Source organism: Roseococcus microcysteis (assembly GCF_014764365.1).
GTDB classification, from domain to species: domain Bacteria; phylum Pseudomonadota; class Alphaproteobacteria; order Acetobacterales; family Acetobacteraceae; genus Roseococcus; species Roseococcus microcysteis.
In genome coordinates, this window is sequence record NZ_CP061718.1 from 815,260 (window position 1) to 830,991 (window position 15,732).

Consider the following 15,732-nt stretch of genomic DNA (forward strand, 5'->3'; position numbering starts at 1 on the left):
GCCCTCACCCGGCCCCCATCATGCTGCTGCGCCATGTCCCCGCCCTGCGCGTCCGGGGGCAGTCTTCGCCCTTGCACCCCCCGCTGTCCATCAGTGGGAAACGCCGCCCTGCCCCCGCCATGATGGGGGCTGGTCTTGGCCACGATCAGGGCACACAAGGGCAGCGTGGAGCAAACCGAATACGCGCTGATGGATGCGGTCGAGGACCGCATGTGGTGGTATCGCACCTTGCACGGCCATGCCCTGGCCGCGCTGGCGGCGTTGCCCGCCGATGCGCGCATCCTGGATGCGGGCTGCGGCACGGGCGGGCTGCTGGCGAAGCTGCGCGCCGCGCGGCCCGGCGCGCCCCTCTTCGGCGTGGAATACGCGCCCGAAGCCGCCCGTCGCGCCGCCACCAAGGCCGGTGCCGCGGTCGCCGCCGGCACCGTCAACGCCCTGCCCTTCCCCGATGCGAGCTTCGACGCGGTGGTAAGCCTGGACGTGCTCTGTCACGCGGCGGTGGACGAAGGCGCGGCGCTGGCGGAATTCACCCGCGTGCTGCGGCCCGGCGGCCTTCTGGTGCTGAACCTGCCCGCCCATGAATGGCTGCGCTCGGCCCATGACGCGCGGGTACACAATGCGCGCCGCTATGCGCGGGGCGAGGTGGCGGGCAAACTCGCCGCCGCGGGCCTTGCCGAGATTTCCCCCCGCCACTGGAACAGCCTGTTGCTGCCACTCATGTTGCTGCAACGGCGCCTGGTGAAGCGCGACGACCACGCCGCCTCCGACGTGAAGCCCTTTCCCCCCTGGCTTGATCGCAGCCTCAGCGGCATCTGCGCGTTGGAATCCGCGATGCTTCGCGCGGGGCTGCGCTTCCCCGCCGGGGGGTCCATCCTCGCCACCGCCCGCAAGCCCGGACCTGTGCCATGACCGAGACCCATTACCCCGTGGGGCTTTCCATCGTCGTTCCCGTCTATCGTGGCGCCGCCACGGTCGGAAAGCTGGTGGAGGCGCTCTCCGCCCTGAAGCCCGCGGGCGGCATCGAGATCGTCCTGGTGAACGACGGCAGCCCCGATGACAGCGGCGATGTCTGCCGGCGCCTGGCCGAAACCGCCACCGTGCCCCTGACCTATGTCGAGCACGCACGCAATTTCGGCGAGCACAACGCGGTGCTGACCGGGCTGCGCCATGCCCGCGGCGCCTACATCATCAACATGGATGACGACCTGCAGAACCCGCCGGAGGAGGTGATCCGCCTCTATGACCATGCGCGGCTGGGCGGCTGGGACGTGGTCTATACGCGCTACGCCAAGAAGGAGCATGAGGGCTGGCGCAACCTCGGCTCCAAATTCGCCAACAAGGTGGCGGATTCGCTGCTGGACAAGCCCAAGGGCCTCTACCTCTCCTCCTTCCGCTGCATGAGCGCGCTCGTGGCGCAGGAGGTCGTGAAATACACCGGCCCCTACCCCTACATTGACGGCCTGATCATGCAGGTGACGCAGCGCATCGCCTCCATCGAGGTGGCGCATTACCCACGCGCCGAAGGCCGGTCCAACTACACCATGCGTCGCCTGGTGCGGCTGTGGCTCAACCTCGCCACCAATTTCTCCATCCTGCCGCTGCGCTTCGCGACCATGGCGGGGGTGGCCATGGGGGCGCTGGGCTTCCTGCTGGCGCTGTTCGTGGTGATCGAGGCGCTGTTCTTCGTCACGCCCTCGGGCTGGGCGTCCATGATGGTGCTGATCCTGCTCGTCTCCGGCGCGCAATTCATGATGCTGGGGCTGCTCGGCGAATATGTCGGCCGCGCCTTCCTCTCGGCCAATGGCAAGCCGCAGGGGGTGGTGCGTGAGGTGATCCAGGCGCGCGCCCCGGTCCGCGCGGAATGAGCCTCTACTGGGCGGCCCTGGCCGCGGCCATTTCCTCCTCGCTGGTGGGGCAGGTGCTGCTGAAGGCCGGCGCGGATGCGGCGGCGCAGATGTCCTTCTTCCTGCAATTGCTGCGTTGGCAGACCATCCTGGGCATCGGCTTCTATGGCGCGGGCGCGCTGCTCTACATCCTGGCGCTGCGCCGCATCCCGATGAGCGTGGCGCTGCCCTGCACGGCGGCGAGCTATGTCGTGATCGCCGCCATCGGCTGGTACTTCTTCCAGGAACCACTGGGGGCGCAGAAGCTGGCCGCCATCTTCCTCATCGCGACGGGGGTGGTGCTGCTGGCGACGGCGTGATGCGCCCGACCGGCGGCGCGCCCCGCTTCATCCGGCCGTGAAAGCCTGGGTCCGAACCAGTCGCGCATAGAGTCCGCCCGCCGCCATCAGCTCGGCATGGGTGCCCTGCTCCACATCGCGCCCCTCATTCATCACCACGATGCGGTCGGCATTCTGCACGGTGGCGAGGCGGTGCGCGATGACCAGCGTGGTCCGCCCCTGGCGCAGCCTGGCCAGCGCCTCCTGCACCGCGGCCTCGTTCTCCGCGTCCAGCGCGCTGGTGGCCTCGTCCAGTAGCAGCACGCGCGGGTCGCGCAGCAGGGCGCGGGCGAGGCTCACCCGCTGGCGCTGCCCGCCCGAGAGCCTGCCCCCGCCCGGCCCCAGCACCGTGTCGTAGCCTTGCGGCAGGGCTTCCAGAAAGGCATGGGCCTGGGCGGCACGCGCGGCGGCCTCGACCTCGGCGCGGGTGGCGCCGGGACGGCCGCAGGCGATGTTGGCCAGCGCCGTGTCGTCGAAGATCACCGCCTCCTGCCCCACGAAGGCGATGGCGTCGCGCAGCGAGGCCAGCGTCACCTCCCGCACATCCGCCCCATCCAACAGGATGCGCCCGGCCGTCGCGTCATGCAGCCGCGGCAGCAGCGCGATGGCGGTGGACTTTCCCGCGCCGGACGGCCCGACCAGCGCCACCGTCTGCCCAGGCTCCGCCAGGAAATCCAACCGCTCGATCGCCGGGATCTCGCTGCCCGGGTAGTGGAAGCCCACGCCCTCGAAGCGCAGCGCGCCGCGCCCGGCGGGCAGCGGAAGTGCCGCGGGCGCATCGGTCACGCGGCGCGGCGTGTCCATCACGCCGAAGACGCGGTTGAGCCCGGCCAACCCCTCCTGCAAAGCGGCGTTCAGACTTCCCAGCGCGCGCACCGGCCGCGCCGCGATCAGCACCGCCGCCACGAAACCCGTGAACTCGCCGATGGTTCCCTGGCCCGTGGTCACCCGCCAGCCCACCACCAGCAGCACCAGGGCGACCGTCAGCCCGCCCAGCACCTCCAGAATAGGGTCCACGCGCGCGCGGGCGCGGACGATGCGCAGCAGGCTCTCCCGCAGGGCGGCGAAGGCCTGGCGGGCCCGACCCTCCTCCTGCGCCTCCAACCGGTAGGTTCGGACCACACGCGCGGCCGCGAAACTCTCGTTCAGCAAGGCGGAGGTGTCGCCCGCCCGGTCCTGCATGCCCCTGGCCGCCCGCCGCACCCGCTTGCCGATGACGGCGATGGGCCAGGCCGCGATGGGATAGAGAAGCGCCGCCATCAACGCCAGTTGCCAGTCGAGCCACAGCATTGAGGCCACCAGCCCCACGATGGTCAGCGCATCCCCCGCGCCATTCAGGCTGCGCGCGATGGCCTCGCGGATGGCGGCGGCATCGGTCGTGAAGCGCATGGCCTGCCGCGCCGGCGCCTCGGCGGCGATGGTGGCATAGTCCGCGCGGGTCAGCGCGCCGAACAGCCCGTTCTGGATGTGCTCGATGGTGCCCAGCGCCGCCCCGTGCAGGTTGACCTGCTGGAGATACATGAAGGCCGCCCGCACCGAGGTGGCCAGGATGATGACCAGGGGCAGCCAGACCAGCGCCTCGGTCCGCCCCGCGGTGAAGAGGTCGAAAGCCTGCTGGATGATGATAGGATAGATGGCCGTGCTCGCCGCCAGCCCCAGGGTGAAGACCATGGCCAGGAAGAAGCGCCGCCGCTCATGGACCAGGTGTTCGCGCCAGAGGCGACGGATGAGGGGCAGCGAGGCGGTCTCGGCCAGGGCTTTGGAAGGCATGCCCCCCGGCTAAAGCAAGCCGCGCAGGTGGTCCAGGCAAGCCTCGCGCCCCGCTTCGGCGCCGCCTTCCAGCCACCAGGCGCGGGTCGCGGCCAGCAGGGCGCCCACGCGCGGGCCGGGCGGCACGCCCAAGGCCAGCGCGTCCCGCCCCTGGAGCGGGAAATCCGGCCCCGGGCCGAGGTCGAACAGGGGGGCAAGGTCAAGGCGTCCCTGCGCGGCGGCCACCAGGGCCACCTCACCCGGCCGGGCATGACCGCGCGCCGCCACCTCGGCCGCGAAGCGCCGGCGGGCGCGGGGGTCGGTGGGGTCGGCGGGCACCGTCCCGATGGCGTGCAGGGCGCGCAGCCGCGCCGCCTCCTCGCCCGAGAATTTCAGCCGGCGCGCCAGGGCCGCGATGTCCGTGCCCACCGGCAGCAACAGCGCCAGGCGCAGCAGCACATCCCCCTCGCCCCGCGCCACGGCGGCATCGAGCCGCGTGGGGGCCCCGGCCTCGGGCAGAATGGCGGGCAGCACGCCGCTTTTTGCCATCAGCGTGAGGGCGGCGCGCGGGTCGGGCGCGGCCAGCAACCGCTTGATCTCGCTCCAGACACGTTCGGCCGAAAGGCGGGCGAGGCCCGGCACGGCGGCGCGGATGGCGTCCAGCGCCTCGGCATCGGGGACCTCGCCGCCATAACGCGCCTGAAAGCGGAAGAAGCGCAGCGCGCGGAGGTAATCCTCCGCCAGCCGCGTGGCCGCATCCCCCACGAAGCGCACCCGCCGCGCGGCGAGGTCCGCCACGCCGCCGAAGGGGTCGTGCAGCGTGCCATCGCCCTCCATGGACATGGCGTTGATGGTGAAGTCGCGCCGGGCGGCGTCCTCCTTCCAGTCGGTGGTCCAGGCCACCTCGGCGTGGCGGCCATCGGTCACGACATCGCGCCGGAGGGAGGTCACCTCGATGGGCGCGCGGTCCAGCACGGCGGTGACGGTGCCATGCGCGAGCCCCGTCTCGAAGACGCGCAAGCCCGCGGCCTTGAGGCGGCGGGCGATCTCCTCCGGCGGGAAGGGTGCGGCCATGTCGATGTCGTGCACCGGCAGCGCGGCCAGGTGGTCCCGCACGCAGCCGCCCACCGCCCGCGCGCCCGGCAGGGCCGCGAAGATGGCGCGCGGCGCGGGGTCGGCCAGGAAGGCGGGGGCGGGCACGGTCTCAGCGCTGGCGCTGCACCGGGGGCGGGGTGCTGCCCTCGATGCGGGCGGGGACGTAATCGTCGTCGCGGTCAATGCTGCGCGACAGGCCGTAATAGAAGGCAAGTCCCACTGTCATCACCACCGCGATGCCCGCCAGCCCCAGCACGAGCGGCGGCGGCGTGATGCCCTCCTGCTGCCCCGCGAGATACCACCAGAGCGCGTAGATGCCGAAGGGCAGCAGGAAAAGGATCAGTCCGAAAACGACGCCCATGAATGGAAACCCCTGGAGAAATGACGCGCGGGCGGCGCTCAGCCCTGCCCCCTCAAGCCCCGCGCGAGCTCAACGAGTATGGTGGCGGTGGCGCCCCAGATGAACTCCTGCTCATGTGGCCAGACCCAGTATTCGCGCAACTGTCCTTTCCATTCCGCGCGTTCGCGGCGCGGGGCGGCGGGGTCGAGCACGGTGGCCAGCGGCAATTCGAAGGCCAGCGCCACCTCGCCGGGGTCGGGCTGGAGGGTGAAGCCCGGCTGAAGCAGACCGATGACGGGCGTGATCTCGAAGCCGGTCAGCGTGCGCTGCACGGGCATGCGGCCCGCAAGCTCCGGCCAGCGGGGGTCGAGGCCCACCTCCTCCATCGCCTCGCGCAGCGCCGCCTGTTCGGGCGTCTCGCCAGGCTCGATGCGGCCGCCGGGGAAGCTCACCTGGCCGGGATGGGAGGAGAGGTGCGCCGCGCGCCGCGTCAGCAGAACGGAGGGTCCATCGGCATGCAGCACGAGCGGCACCAGCACGGCGCAAAGCCGCGTGGCGGCGCCGGGTTCCTCCGTGGACGGAATGGCGGGCGCCGCCTCGAACACTCCGGGACGGGCGAGGCGGTCGCGCAGTTCGCCTGGGCTCACTCCGCGGCCATGTCGAGGGCGGTGACCTCGTCAATGGGGAAGAAGACGCCCTCGCTCCAGACGCCCATGATCTCGCGCCCGTCCATGCGCTCGGTCACGGCCAGCGCCACCATCTCATAGAAGACGGCGCGGTTGATCTTGGCCTCGAGCCCCGGGCGGATGGTGACATAGGGGCGGGGTTCGCGCGTGCGGCGGTCGAGCTGGATGCGGATGGGGTGCTTGCGGCCCGCGGTCACCACCTCATCGCAATTGGTACGGAAGGTGAGGCACTGCTGGGGGGCGAGGCCGGTGCCGCAATCGCAATGGCGCCAGACCATCTCGACTGCGACGAAGGGGGCGTCCTCGACGGTGATGCGGCCGCGTTCGACCGGCGTTTCGAGGAGATAGGAGCCATCGGGTTCACGCTTGAGCACCGAGGCGAAGAGGCAGACCAGTTCCTTCCGGCCGATGGGACTGCCCTTGTAGAACCAGGTCCCGTCGCGGGCGATCCGCATGTCCAGGTCGCCGCAATCATGTTTGGGGCGGGGTGGCGGGCTGCCCTTGCCGGTCAGCGTGCTGCCCTGGGTTGGACCACGGGCCCATTCCGGAACCGTTCCCTCCCGTGTGCCTCCATTCGGAGCTTTGTTCCGACGTTCCGGCGGCATAGGCTTCCCTGACGTGCAAAGCATGAGTGGTCATCATCGCGAAGGAGGGAAAAAGGGCTGGCGCCGAGGCACCGCATCCCCAATCTCTCCTGAACAGCAATATGGGAACCGTAACCGCATGGGTGAAGTGTCCGACGCAGATTCCCTGCTGGCCGAGATCGAAGCCCTCGGTGCCCGGCTGCAAAAGGCCCGGGAATCCGTGGGCCGGGTCATCTTCGGGCAGGAGGATGTGGTCGAGCAGACGCTGATCACCCTGCTCTCCGGCGGCCATGTGCTGCTGGTGGGCGTGCCGGGACTCGGCAAGACGAAGCTGGTCGAGACGCTGGGCACCGTCATGGGCCTGGGCGAGCGGCGGGTGCAGTTCACCCCCGATTTGATGCCCGCCGACATCCTGGGCAGCGAGGTGCTGGAGGAGGATGCCGAGGGCCGCCGCGCCTTCCGCTTCCTGCCCGGCCCCATCTTCTGCCAGCTTCTCATGGCCGATGAGATCAACCGCGCGAGCCCGCGCACCCAATCCGCCCTGCTCCAGGCCATGCAGGAGCGGAAGGTCGCCATCGGCGGCCGCGTGCTGCCCCTGCCCGAGCCCTTCCATGTGCTCGCCACCCAGAATCCGATCGAGCAGGAGGGCACCTACCCCCTGCCCGAGGCGCAGCTCGACCGCTTCCTGCTGGAGGTGGAGGTCGTCTACCCCGACGAGGCCGCCGAGCGCGCCATGCTGCTGGCCACCACCGGCGCGGAGGAGGACAAGGCCCAGCCGGTGCTGACCGGGGCCGAGCTGGTGGCCGCCCAATCCCTCATCCGCCGCATCCCGGTGGGCGAGCAGGTGGTGGACGCCATCCTGAAGCTGGTGCGCGGCGCCCGCCCTTCCGAGGACGGGCTTCGCGAGGTGCGGGAGAACCTGGCCTGGGGCCCCGGCCCCCGCGCCGCCCAGGCGCTGATGCTGGCAACGCGCGCGCGGGCCGTGCTGGATGGCCGGCTCTCGCCCAGCGTGGAGGATGTGCTGGCGCTGGCTGAACCCGTGCTGCGGCACCGCATGGCGCTCTCCTTCTCGGCGCGGGCCGATGGCGTGAAGCTTTCCGAGGTCATCGCGGCCCTGAAGGCCTCCATTGGCTGAGGCGGCGCCCCGCCTTTCGGCCGCCGCCGCAGAGGCGGTGGCGGCGCGCCTCCCCGCCCTGGTGGTGGAGGCCGACCGGGTCGCCAGCACCGTGATGCAGGGCGTGCATGGACGCCGCCGCGCGGGCCATGGCGATGCCTTCTGGCAATTCCGGCCCTACACGGCGGGCGATGCGGCCTCGCGCGTGGATTGGCGGCAGAGTGCGCGCTCCGACCGGCTCTATGTGCGCGAGACGGAGTGGGAGGCCGCGCAGACCGTGCTGCTCTGGCGCGACCCCACGGCCTCGATGGAATGGCGCTCCGACAAGCGGCTGCACCCCAAGGCGCAGCGCGCGGATCTGCTGCTGCTGGCGCTCGCTTCGCTGCTGCTGCGCGGGGGCGAGCGGGTGCGGCTGCTGCCCGGCCAGGGCCGCGCCTTCATGGGAAGGGCCGCGCTGCCCGCCCTGGCAGCGGCGCTGCTGCGCCCACACGTCGGCGCGCCCGAGGCCGACGCGACCCTGCCCCGCCATGCGCGCCTCGTCATGTTCAGTGACTTCCTGCAGCCGCTGCCGCAGGTGCAGGCGACGCTCTCCTCCTTCGCCGCCCGGCCCTTGCGCGGGCAGATGGTGCAGGTGCTGGACCCCGCCGAGGAAACCCTGCCCTATCACGGCCGCGTGGTCTTCGAGGGGCTGGAGGGTGAGGCGCCGCTGGTGGTCCCGCGCGTGGAGAATGTGCGCGGCCTCTACGCCGAACGCCTCGCCGCCCACCGTGCCGCGCTGGCCGCCATGGCGCGTGCCACGGATTGGGGGTTCCTCACCCACCGCACCGACCACCCGCCCCAGGCGGCGCTGCTGGCGCTGTGGCAGGCGATGGGGTCCACGCCATGATCAGCTTCGCCGCGCCCTGGCTGCTGCTGGCCCTGCCCGCCCTGCCGATATTGTGGTGGTTGCTGCGCGTGACACCGCCGCAGCCTCGGCGCCAGGCCTTCCCCGCCGCCCTCCTGCTGCGCGACCTCCCGCTGACCGAGGAGACGCCGGCCCGCACGCCCTGGTGGGTGCTGCTGCTGCGGCTGCTGGCCGCCGCGCTGCTCATTCTTGGCCTGGCGCGGCCGGTCTGGGGGCCGGGCGGGACGGCGCAGGGCACCGGCACGCTGCTGCTGGTGGTGGATGACGGCTGGGCCTCCGGCCCCGACTGGCCGCTGCGCATCGCCATCGCGCAGTCCGAGCTGGACCGGGCGGGGCGCGAAGGCCGCCCCACGGCCCTGCTCGCCACCACCCCGGGCGAGGGCGCGCAGCCCCCCCGCGTCATCGGCCCCATGCCGGCCGAGGATCTGGCGCCGCGCCTCGCCGCGCTGCGCCCGCGCGCCTGGGCACCGGACCGGGCGGCGGCGCTGGCCGCGCTCGATGCCTGGCGCGCCCAGGCGCCAGGGGCGGTGACGCCGATCTATCTTTCCGACGGCCTCTCCCACCGGGCCGACCCGGCGGCCGACGCGCTGATGGCGCGCCTCGCCACCCTCGGCCCGCTGACCCTGGCCCGCGCCGATGGACGTCCCGTGCGGCTGCTCAGCCCACCCCGCACCGAGGGTGACAGCCTGCGTGTGACGCTGCGCCAATCGCCGGTCGGCGCGCCGAGCGAGGCGCAGGTCATCGCCCGCGGCCAGGATGGACGCGCCTTGGCCCAGGCCGAGTTCCGCCTCGCCGCCGGCGCCACCGAGGGCGAGGCGGTGCTGGAATTGCCCACGGAAATCCGCAACCGCGTCTTCCGCCTGGACCTCGCGGGCGAGGCCGGGCCGGGTGCGGTGGTCCTGCTGGACGAGCGCTTCCGCCGGCGCCCCGTGGGCCTGCTGCCCGGCGCGGAGGAGACGGCAGACACACCCTTGATCGGCGACCTGTTTTATCTGGAACGCGCCCTCGCTCCTTATGCCGAGCTGCGCCGCGACACGGCCGAACGCCTGCTGGCCCGCCCCCTCTCCGTGCTGATGCTGGCCGACCGGCCCATCGCGCCGGGTGCCGAGCTGGATGCGCTGACGCGCTTCGTGAACGAGGGCGGCACGCTGATCCGCTTCGCCGGCGCCCGCCTGGCGGAACGGCCTGACACCCTTCTGCCCGTGCCGCTGCGGGCCGAGCGGCAATTGGGCGGCGCCCTGTCCTGGGAGCAGCCGCAGCGCCTGGCCGCCTTCCCGGAGGGCTCGCCTTTCGCCGGCCTGCCCGTGCCGGCCGAGGTCAGCATCTCACGCCAGGTCCTGGCCGAACCCTCCGCGCGGCTGGCGGAGCGCATCTGGGCGCGGCTCGCCGACGGCACGCCGCTGGTCACGGCGGAATCGCGCGGCGAGGGGCGCATCGTGCTGTTCCACGTCACCGCCACGGCCGAATGGTCGGACCTGCCGCTCTCGGGCCTCTTCGTGCAGATGCTGCGGCGGTTGGTGGCGCTCTCGGCCGGCGTCTCGGGACAGGAGGGCGAGGGCATGCTGGCGCCGCTGGAGGCTTTGGACGGTTTCGGGCGCCTCGCTCCCCCGCCCCCCGGCGCCCAGCCCTTGGCACCCGGGGATGACCCCATGCCCTCCGCCCGGCACCCGCCCGGCTGGTATGGCACCCAGGGGCCGGAAGGCTTCCGTCGCGCGCTGAACCTCGGCGCCACCCTGCCCCCCCGGTGCTGCACGCGCCGCCGCCCGCCGGCACCACGCTGCGCTCCATCGCGGGCATTCCGCCCGAGCAGGATCTCGGCCCCTGGCTGCTCGCCGCGGCGCTGGTGTTGCTGATGGTGGACCTGCTGGCCTCGCTCCGGCTGCGTGGGCTGCTGGGGCCCGTGCGGGCGGCGGGGCTCGCGCTGGCGCTGCTGCTGCCCGGCGCCGCCCTGGCCCAGCCGGCCGAGCCCGGGGAGCACGCGCTGGTCACGCGGCTGGCCTATGTCGTCACCGGCGATGCGGGCACGGACCAGATCATGCACCAAGGTCTCGCCGGCCTGTCGGATTTCGTGAACCGCCGCACCGCGGCCGCCCTGGCCGAGCCGGTGGGGGTGGTGCCGGGGCGCGACGACCTCAGCTTCTTCCCCCTGCTCTATTTCACCGTGCGGCCGGATGCCGCGGCGCTCGATGCCGCGGCCGTCGAGGCGCTGAACACCTTCATGCGCCAGGGCGGCATCATCCTCTTCGACACGCGCGACGAGGGCTCGGGCGAAGGCTTCGCCCCCGGCGCGCGGGCCGCGCTGCGGCGCGTCACGCAGGGCCTCGCCATCCCGCCCCTCGCCCCGGTGCCCGAGGACCATGTGTTGCGCCGCGCCTTCTACCTGCTGGCCGACCTGCCCGGGCGCTTCACCGGCGGCACCGTCTGGGTCAGCCGCGAGCAGGACCGCGCCAATGACAGCGTGAGCCCCGTGGTCATCGGCGGGCATGACTGGGCCGGCGCCTGGGCGGTGGATGCGGGCGGGCAGAACATCCATGCGGCCGTGCCAGGGGGTGCCCGGCAGCGGACGCTGGCCTACCGGTTCGGGGCCAACCTCGTGATCTACGCGCTGACGGGCAACTACAAGGGCGACCAGGTCCATGTGCCCGCCATCCTGGAAAGGCTCGGCAATTGACGGGAACCGCGCTGACCTTCGACCTTGCTCCGGTCCTGCCGCTCTGGCTGATCGGCACGCTGGCCGCGCTGGCCCTGCTGGTGCTGGTGCCGGCCTTCTGGCGCGGGGCGCGCGGGGTGTGGTGGCGGGCGGCCGCCTTCGCCCTGCTGATCGCGGCACTCTCCGGGCCGCGCCTCGTCGAGCAGACGCGCGAGACGCGGCCCGATATCGCCCTGCTGCTGCTGGACCGTTCGGCCAGCATGGCGGCGGTGCGCGGACGGCCCGACGCGCTGGAGGCCGCGCGCGCCGCCATCGAGGCGCGCATCGCCCGGCTGCGCGACGTGGAGCTGCGCGTGGCCGAGATCGAGGAGGGCGGCACCCAGGGCACGCGCGGCTTCGCGGCGCTGGACCGGGCGCTGGCCGATGTGCCCGCGGCCCGGCTCGCGGGCGTCATCATGCTCTCGGACGGGCAGGTGCACGATGCTCCCACCGAGGCCAATTGGTCGGCCGGCGACGGCGTGCCGGTCCATGTCCTGATGCCCGGCCGCGCGGGCGAGGTGGACCGGCGCATCCGCCTGATCGAGGCGCCGGGCTTCGGCATCGTGGGCCGCGAGGTGGAGCTGCGCCTCATCGTGGAGGACCTGGGCGACCCCCGCCCCGAGGGGAGCACGCGCCTGACGCTCCGCCGCGACGGGGAGGCCCCGGTGACGCAGAGCGTGCCCGTGGGGCAGGAGCACCGCATCTCCGTGCCCATCGAGCGCGCCGGCCCCTCGGTCATCGACATCATGGCCGAGGCGCGGCCCGGTGAGGTGAGCGACGTGAACAACCGCGTCGTCGTCACCATCAATGGCGTGCGCGACCGGCTGCGCGTGCTGCTGGTGAGCGGCGAGCCCCATGCCGGCCAGCGCACCTGGCGGCGACTGCTGAAGGCCGATCCGGGCGTGGACCTGGTGCATTTCACCATCCTCCGCCCGCCCGAGAAGGATGACCTGACCCCCCTGAACGAACTCGCGCTCATCGCCTTTCCGGTGCGCGAGCTGTTCCAGGTGAAGCTGCGCGAATTCGACCTCGTCATCTTCGACCGCTTCGCCAATCGCGGCATCCTGCCGCCCAGCTACATGCGCAACATCGCGGAATATGTGCGCCAGGGCGGCGCGCTGCTGCTGTCGGTGGGGCCTGAGTATGTGGGCGGCACCAGCCTGGCCAACACGCCCTTGGGCGCGGTGCTGCCGGCGCGACCGCTCAGCCCGGCCCAGGCCATCTCGGAGCAGCCTTTCCGCCCACGCGTCACGCCACCCGGCGCGCGCCATCCCGTGACCGAGGGGCTGACCGGCGCCAACCCCGACGAGGGCACCGAGGCCGCCTGGGGCCGCTGGTACCGCACCATCCGCACCGAGGCGCGGGCCGGCACCACGGTCATGGAAGGCGCCCAGGGCGCGCCGCTTCTGGTGCTGGACCGGGTGGGCCAGGGCCGCGTGGCCCTGATGCTGTCGGACCACATCTGGCTCTGGTCGCGCGGCTATGATGGCGGCGGGCCGCAGCAGGAATTGCTGCGCCGCGTCGCCCACTGGCTGATGCGCGAGCCGGAACTGGAGGAGGAGGCGCTGACGGCCCGTATCGAGGAAGGCCGCCTGCTGGTCCAGCGGCGCAGCGTGGAGGGGACGGCGCCCCCCGAAGTGACGATCACGGCCCCGGACGGCACGACCCGCCGCCTCACCCTCTCGGGCGATGCGGGCAGCGGCCGCGCCACCGGCGAGGCCCCGGCCGACCAGCCCGGGCTGTGGCAGGTCAGTGACGGACGGCGCCAGGCCTTTGCCGCCGCCATGCCCGCCAACCCGCCGGAATTCGCCGATCTGCGCGCGGACCCGGCGCTGATGCGGCCGGTGGTCTCCGCCACGGGCGGGGCCGCGCGCTATGTGGGCGGCGGGCCGGCCATTCCCGACATTCGCCGTGTGGCGGCGGGGCGGGATGCGGCGGGGTCCGGCTGGATCGGCCTGCGCCAGCGCGAGGACCACACGGTGACGGGCATCGCGGCCATGCCCCTGCTGCCGCCCTGGCTGGCCTTGGCGCTGCTGCTGGGGGTGGCGGTGATGGGCTGGCGGCGGGAGGCGCGCTAACCCGCCTCCAGCCGCGCGCGCAGCAGCGATCTCGGAACCTTCCCATAGGCCGATTTCGGCAGTTCGTCCCAGAAGACGAAGCGATGCGGATGCTTGTAGCGCGCGAGCACGGGCGCGAGGTGCGCCAGCAGCGCCGCTGGGTCGGGGGCGGTTCCGCGCGGCACGACGCAAGCCACGCCCACCTCGCCCCATTTCGCATCGGGCACGCCGACCACGGCGCATTCCAGCACATCAGGGTGGGTCAGCAGCGCCTCCTCCACCTCGCGCGGATAGATGTTGGATCCGCCCGAGATGAACATGTCGGACGCCCGGCCGGTGATGAACAGGAAACCCTGGGCATCGAGGTGTCCCAGGTCTCCGGTGTGGAACCAGCCATCACGGAAGGCGGCGGCATTGGCCTCGGGGTTGTCGTGATAGCCGGCGAAGACGGCGGGGCCGCGCACGCAGATTTCGCCGGTCTCGCCCGGTGGCAGGCGCTGGCCCGCCGGGTCCAGGATGGCGAGGTCCATGCCCGTGCGCGGCACGCCGCAGCTTCCCGCGCGCGGGTCGGCATCGTTCAGGCTGTGCTGGTCCGGCCGCAGCACGGTGATGTTGCCCGTCACCTCGCCCAGGCCGAAATACTGCACGAGGCAGGGGCCCAGGCGCTCCAGCGCGCGCTTCTGGTCGGCGCGGTACATGGGCGCCCCCGCATAGATCACGTGGCGGAGCGCGTGCGGCGCGGCGTCGGGGTGGGCCGCCAACATGTTGAGAATGGTCGGCACGGTGAACATGTTGGTCACGCGGTGCTCCGCGATCAGCCGCCAGGCCTCGCCCGGCTCCATCCGCTCGCCGGGCAGCAGGATGGAGCAGGCGCCGCGCGCCACCTGGGCCAGCGCATGGATCCCCGCGCCGTGGCTGAGGGGTGCCACCACCAGCGAGACGTCATGCTCGGTCAGACCCGGCATGAGGTCGGCCAGGTGGTTGTTCACCACGAAGCCCAGCTGCCCGTGGGTCAACACCGCGGCCTTGGGGCGGCCGGTGGTGCCGGAGGTGAAGAAGAACCAGGCGGGGTGGTCCGGCGCCACATCCGCCTCATGGTCGGCGGGCGGGCGGGGCGTGTCGGCGATCAGCGCCTCCACATCCACCTCGCCCGCGCGCGCGTCGCCCAGGGCGAGCACCAGCCGGCAGGCGGGGCTGGCGTCCCGCACCGCATCGGCATGGGCGGCGAAGCCGTGGTCGCGCAGCATGGCCACCGCGCCCGAGGCGGCGCCGAGATAGGCGGCCTCGGCCGGCGTCAGGCGCACATTGGTGGGCACGAAGACGGCGCCGGCCTTCCAGCAGGCCCAGACCGCCTCGAACATCAGGTTGGAGTTGCGCGAATGGACGAGCACGCGGTCGCCGGGTGCCACGCCATGCGCGCGCAGGGCGGCGGCGAGGCGGTCCACCCGCGCGTCCAGCTCGGCCCAGGACCACACGCGGTCGCGCCAGCGCAGCGCGGGGGCGGCCGGCAGGCGCCGCGCCGTCCAGGTCAGCAGCCGCCCGAGATTGGCCGCAAGGATCACGGCATCAGCCCGGCCGTGGAAAAGCCGCCATCCACCGCGATGGCCTGGCCGGTGACATAGCCGCTCCGCGCGGGGTCGAGCAGGAAGAGGGCCATCTGCGCGATCTCTTCCGGCTCGGCGTAGCGGCGCAGCGGCACGCGGGCGTGCCAGGCCGCGCGGGTGGCGGCGTCGTGCAGTTCGCGCACCATGGGCGTCTCGACGGGGCCGGGGCAGATGGCGTTCACGCGGATGCCGCGGGGGGCCAGGTCCACCGCCATGGCGGCCGCCATGTTGATGACCGCGGCCTTGGAGGCCGAATAGGCCACGCGGTCCGCCATGCCGACCAGCCCCGAGACCGAGGCGATGAAGACGATGGAGCCGCCCTCTTCCATCCGCCGCGCCGCCGCCTGGGCCGCGAGGAAGCTGCCCGTGACGTTCACCTCCAGCACGCGCCGGAAGGTGGAGGGGGCGGCGGTGAGGCTCGGCGTATTGGCCGAGATGCCGGCGGCACAGACGAGGCCCGTGAGCCCCGCGAGCCCTTCCATCCAGGCGGCGACGGCCGCGTCATCGGTCACGTCCAGGCGGGTTGCACCCGCGCCGGCGTTCAGGTCGGCCACGGCGGCCTGGCCGCCCGCTTCCCGCACCGCCTCCGCCACCGCCGCCCCGATGCCCGAGGCGCCACCCGTCACCGCGACCAGACCCGCCATGATCCATCCCTTCCCATAGATGGGCGCTTGCCGGGCGCCCTTGGG

General features: G+C 72.7%; 15 protein-coding genes. 8 read left to right on the forward strand and 7 right to left on the reverse strand.

Annotated elements, in window-relative coordinates; all coding sequences use genetic code 11:
- Nucleotides 1-165: 165 nt before the first annotated feature.
- The 3 genes from ICW72_RS03785 to ICW72_RS03795 are packed head-to-tail and all read left to right on the forward strand — an operon-like array spanning nucleotide 166 to nucleotide 2,203.
- Nucleotides 166-909 (forward strand): class I SAM-dependent methyltransferase, encoded by a 744-nt coding sequence (locus ICW72_RS03785; protein ID WP_269749833.1) that lies wholly within the window; start codon nucleotides 166-168, stop codon nucleotides 907-909.
- On the forward strand, nucleotides 906-1,865 hold the full coding sequence (locus ICW72_RS03790; protein ID WP_191085008.1) for a glycosyltransferase family 2 protein: 960 nt from the start codon (nucleotides 906-908) through the stop codon (nucleotides 1,863-1,865). The genes ICW72_RS03785 and ICW72_RS03790 overlap by 4 nt, the downstream gene beginning before the upstream one ends.
- Nucleotides 1,862-2,203, forward strand: a complete 342-nt coding sequence (locus tag ICW72_RS03795) for a DMT family transporter (protein WP_191085009.1) — start codon at nucleotides 1,862-1,864, stop codon at nucleotides 2,201-2,203. The genes ICW72_RS03790 and ICW72_RS03795 overlap by 4 nt, the downstream gene beginning before the upstream one ends.
- A gap of 27 nt (nucleotides 2,204-2,230) precedes the next feature.
- Here ICW72_RS03795 and ICW72_RS03800 read toward each other — a convergent pair whose 3' ends face one another.
- The 5 genes from ICW72_RS03800 to ICW72_RS03820 are packed head-to-tail and all read right to left on the reverse strand — an operon-like array spanning nucleotide 2,231 to nucleotide 6,696.
- Entirely contained in the window at nucleotides 2,231-3,991 is a 1,761-nt protein-coding gene (locus ICW72_RS03800) for an ABC transporter ATP-binding protein (protein ID WP_191085010.1), read from the reverse strand.
- 9 nt (nucleotides 3,992-4,000) lie between these two features.
- On the reverse strand, nucleotides 4,001-5,170 hold the full coding sequence (locus ICW72_RS03805) for a CCA tRNA nucleotidyltransferase (protein ID WP_191085011.1): 1,170 nt from the start codon (nucleotides 5,168-5,170) through the stop codon (nucleotides 4,001-4,003).
- Between the two features lie 4 nt (nucleotides 5,171-5,174).
- Nucleotides 5,175-5,426, reverse strand: a complete 252-nt coding sequence (locus ICW72_RS03810; RefSeq protein ID WP_191085012.1) for a hypothetical protein — start codon at nucleotides 5,424-5,426, stop codon at nucleotides 5,175-5,177.
- A gap of 38 nt (nucleotides 5,427-5,464) precedes the next feature.
- Nucleotides 5,465-6,052, reverse strand: a complete 588-nt coding sequence (locus tag ICW72_RS03815; RefSeq protein WP_191085013.1) for a CoA pyrophosphatase — start codon at nucleotides 6,050-6,052, stop codon at nucleotides 5,465-5,467.
- A complete protein-coding gene (locus ICW72_RS03820; RefSeq protein WP_456300175.1) occupies nucleotides 6,049-6,696 on the reverse strand; it encodes a DUF1285 domain-containing protein in 648 nt (215 codons plus the stop codon). The genes ICW72_RS03815 and ICW72_RS03820 overlap by 4 nt, the downstream gene beginning before the upstream one ends.
- 118 nt (nucleotides 6,697-6,814) lie before the next feature.
- Here ICW72_RS03820 and ICW72_RS03825 point away from each other — a divergent pair, with 118 nt between their 5' ends.
- From ICW72_RS03825 to ICW72_RS03840, 5 genes are read left to right on the forward strand one after another with little or no spacing between them, the layout of a single operon-like run.
- Complete coding sequence (locus ICW72_RS03825; RefSeq protein ID WP_191085014.1) at nucleotides 6,815-7,810, forward strand: AAA family ATPase; 996 nt, start codon at nucleotides 6,815-6,817, stop codon at nucleotides 7,808-7,810.
- Complete coding sequence (locus ICW72_RS03830) at nucleotides 7,803-8,675, forward strand: DUF58 domain-containing protein (RefSeq protein WP_223880806.1); 873 nt, start codon at nucleotides 7,803-7,805, stop codon at nucleotides 8,673-8,675. Before ICW72_RS03825 ends, ICW72_RS03830 begins: the two co-directional genes overlap by 8 nt.
- Nucleotides 8,672-10,546: a BatA domain-containing protein gene (locus ICW72_RS03835; RefSeq protein WP_332308983.1), complete on the forward strand. Its 1,875-nt coding sequence runs from the start codon at nucleotides 8,672-8,674 to the stop codon at nucleotides 10,544-10,546. The genes ICW72_RS03830 and ICW72_RS03835 overlap by 4 nt, the downstream gene beginning before the upstream one ends.
- Nucleotides 10,438-11,364 carry a DUF4159 domain-containing protein gene (locus ICW72_RS21195; RefSeq protein WP_332308984.1) on the forward strand — a complete coding sequence of 309 codons (927 nt, stop codon included), beginning with the start codon at nucleotides 10,438-10,440 and terminating at the stop codon, nucleotides 11,362-11,364. Before ICW72_RS03835 ends, ICW72_RS21195 begins: the two co-directional genes overlap by 109 nt.
- A complete protein-coding gene (locus ICW72_RS03840) occupies nucleotides 11,361-13,460 on the forward strand; it encodes a hypothetical protein (protein ID WP_191085015.1) in 2,100 nt (699 codons plus the stop codon). The genes ICW72_RS21195 and ICW72_RS03840 overlap by 4 nt, the downstream gene beginning before the upstream one ends.
- Here the strand turns inward: ICW72_RS03840 and ICW72_RS03845 are convergent.
- Entirely contained in the window at nucleotides 13,457-15,001 is a 1,545-nt protein-coding gene (locus tag ICW72_RS03845) for an acyl-CoA synthetase (RefSeq protein ID WP_191085016.1), read from the reverse strand. The genes ICW72_RS03840 and ICW72_RS03845 overlap by 4 nt on opposite strands.
- The gene (locus ICW72_RS03850) at nucleotides 14,998-15,687 is read right to left on the reverse strand and encodes an SDR family NAD(P)-dependent oxidoreductase (RefSeq protein ID WP_191085017.1); all 690 of its coding nucleotides are present in this window, start codon (nucleotides 15,685-15,687) and stop codon (nucleotides 14,998-15,000) included. The genes ICW72_RS03845 and ICW72_RS03850 overlap by 4 nt, the downstream gene beginning before the upstream one ends.
- Between the last annotated feature and the right edge of the window lie 45 nt (nucleotides 15,688-15,732).

Excerpts from the sequence above, each read along its gene's own strand:
- ICW72_RS03790 (WP_191085008.1), top strand. The coding sequence starts at position 906 with ATGACCGAGACCCATTACCCCGTGGGGCTTTCCATCGTCGTTCCCGTC.
- ICW72_RS03795 (WP_191085009.1), top strand. The coding sequence starts at position 1,862 with ATGAGCCTCTACTGGGCGGCCCTGGCCGCGGCCATTTCCTCCTCGCTG.
- ICW72_RS03800 (WP_191085010.1), bottom strand. The coding sequence starts at position 3,991 with ATGCCTTCCAAAGCCCTGGCCGAGACCGCCTCGCTGCCCCTCATCCGT.
- ICW72_RS03810 (WP_191085012.1), bottom strand. The coding sequence starts at position 5,426 with ATGGGCGTCGTTTTCGGACTGATCCTTTTCCTGCTGCCCTTCGGCATC.
- ICW72_RS03820 (WP_456300175.1), bottom strand. The coding sequence starts at position 6,696 with ATGCCGCCGGAACGTCGGAACAAAGCTCCGAATGGAGGCACACGGGAG.
- ICW72_RS03825 (WP_191085014.1), top strand. The coding sequence starts at position 6,815 with ATGGGTGAAGTGTCCGACGCAGATTCCCTGCTGGCCGAGATCGAAGCC.
- ICW72_RS03835 (WP_332308983.1), top strand. The coding sequence starts at position 8,672 with ATGATCAGCTTCGCCGCGCCCTGGCTGCTGCTGGCCCTGCCCGCCCTG.
- ICW72_RS03850 (WP_191085017.1), bottom strand. The coding sequence starts at position 15,687 with ATGGCGGGTCTGGTCGCGGTGACGGGTGGCGCCTCGGGCATCGGGGCG.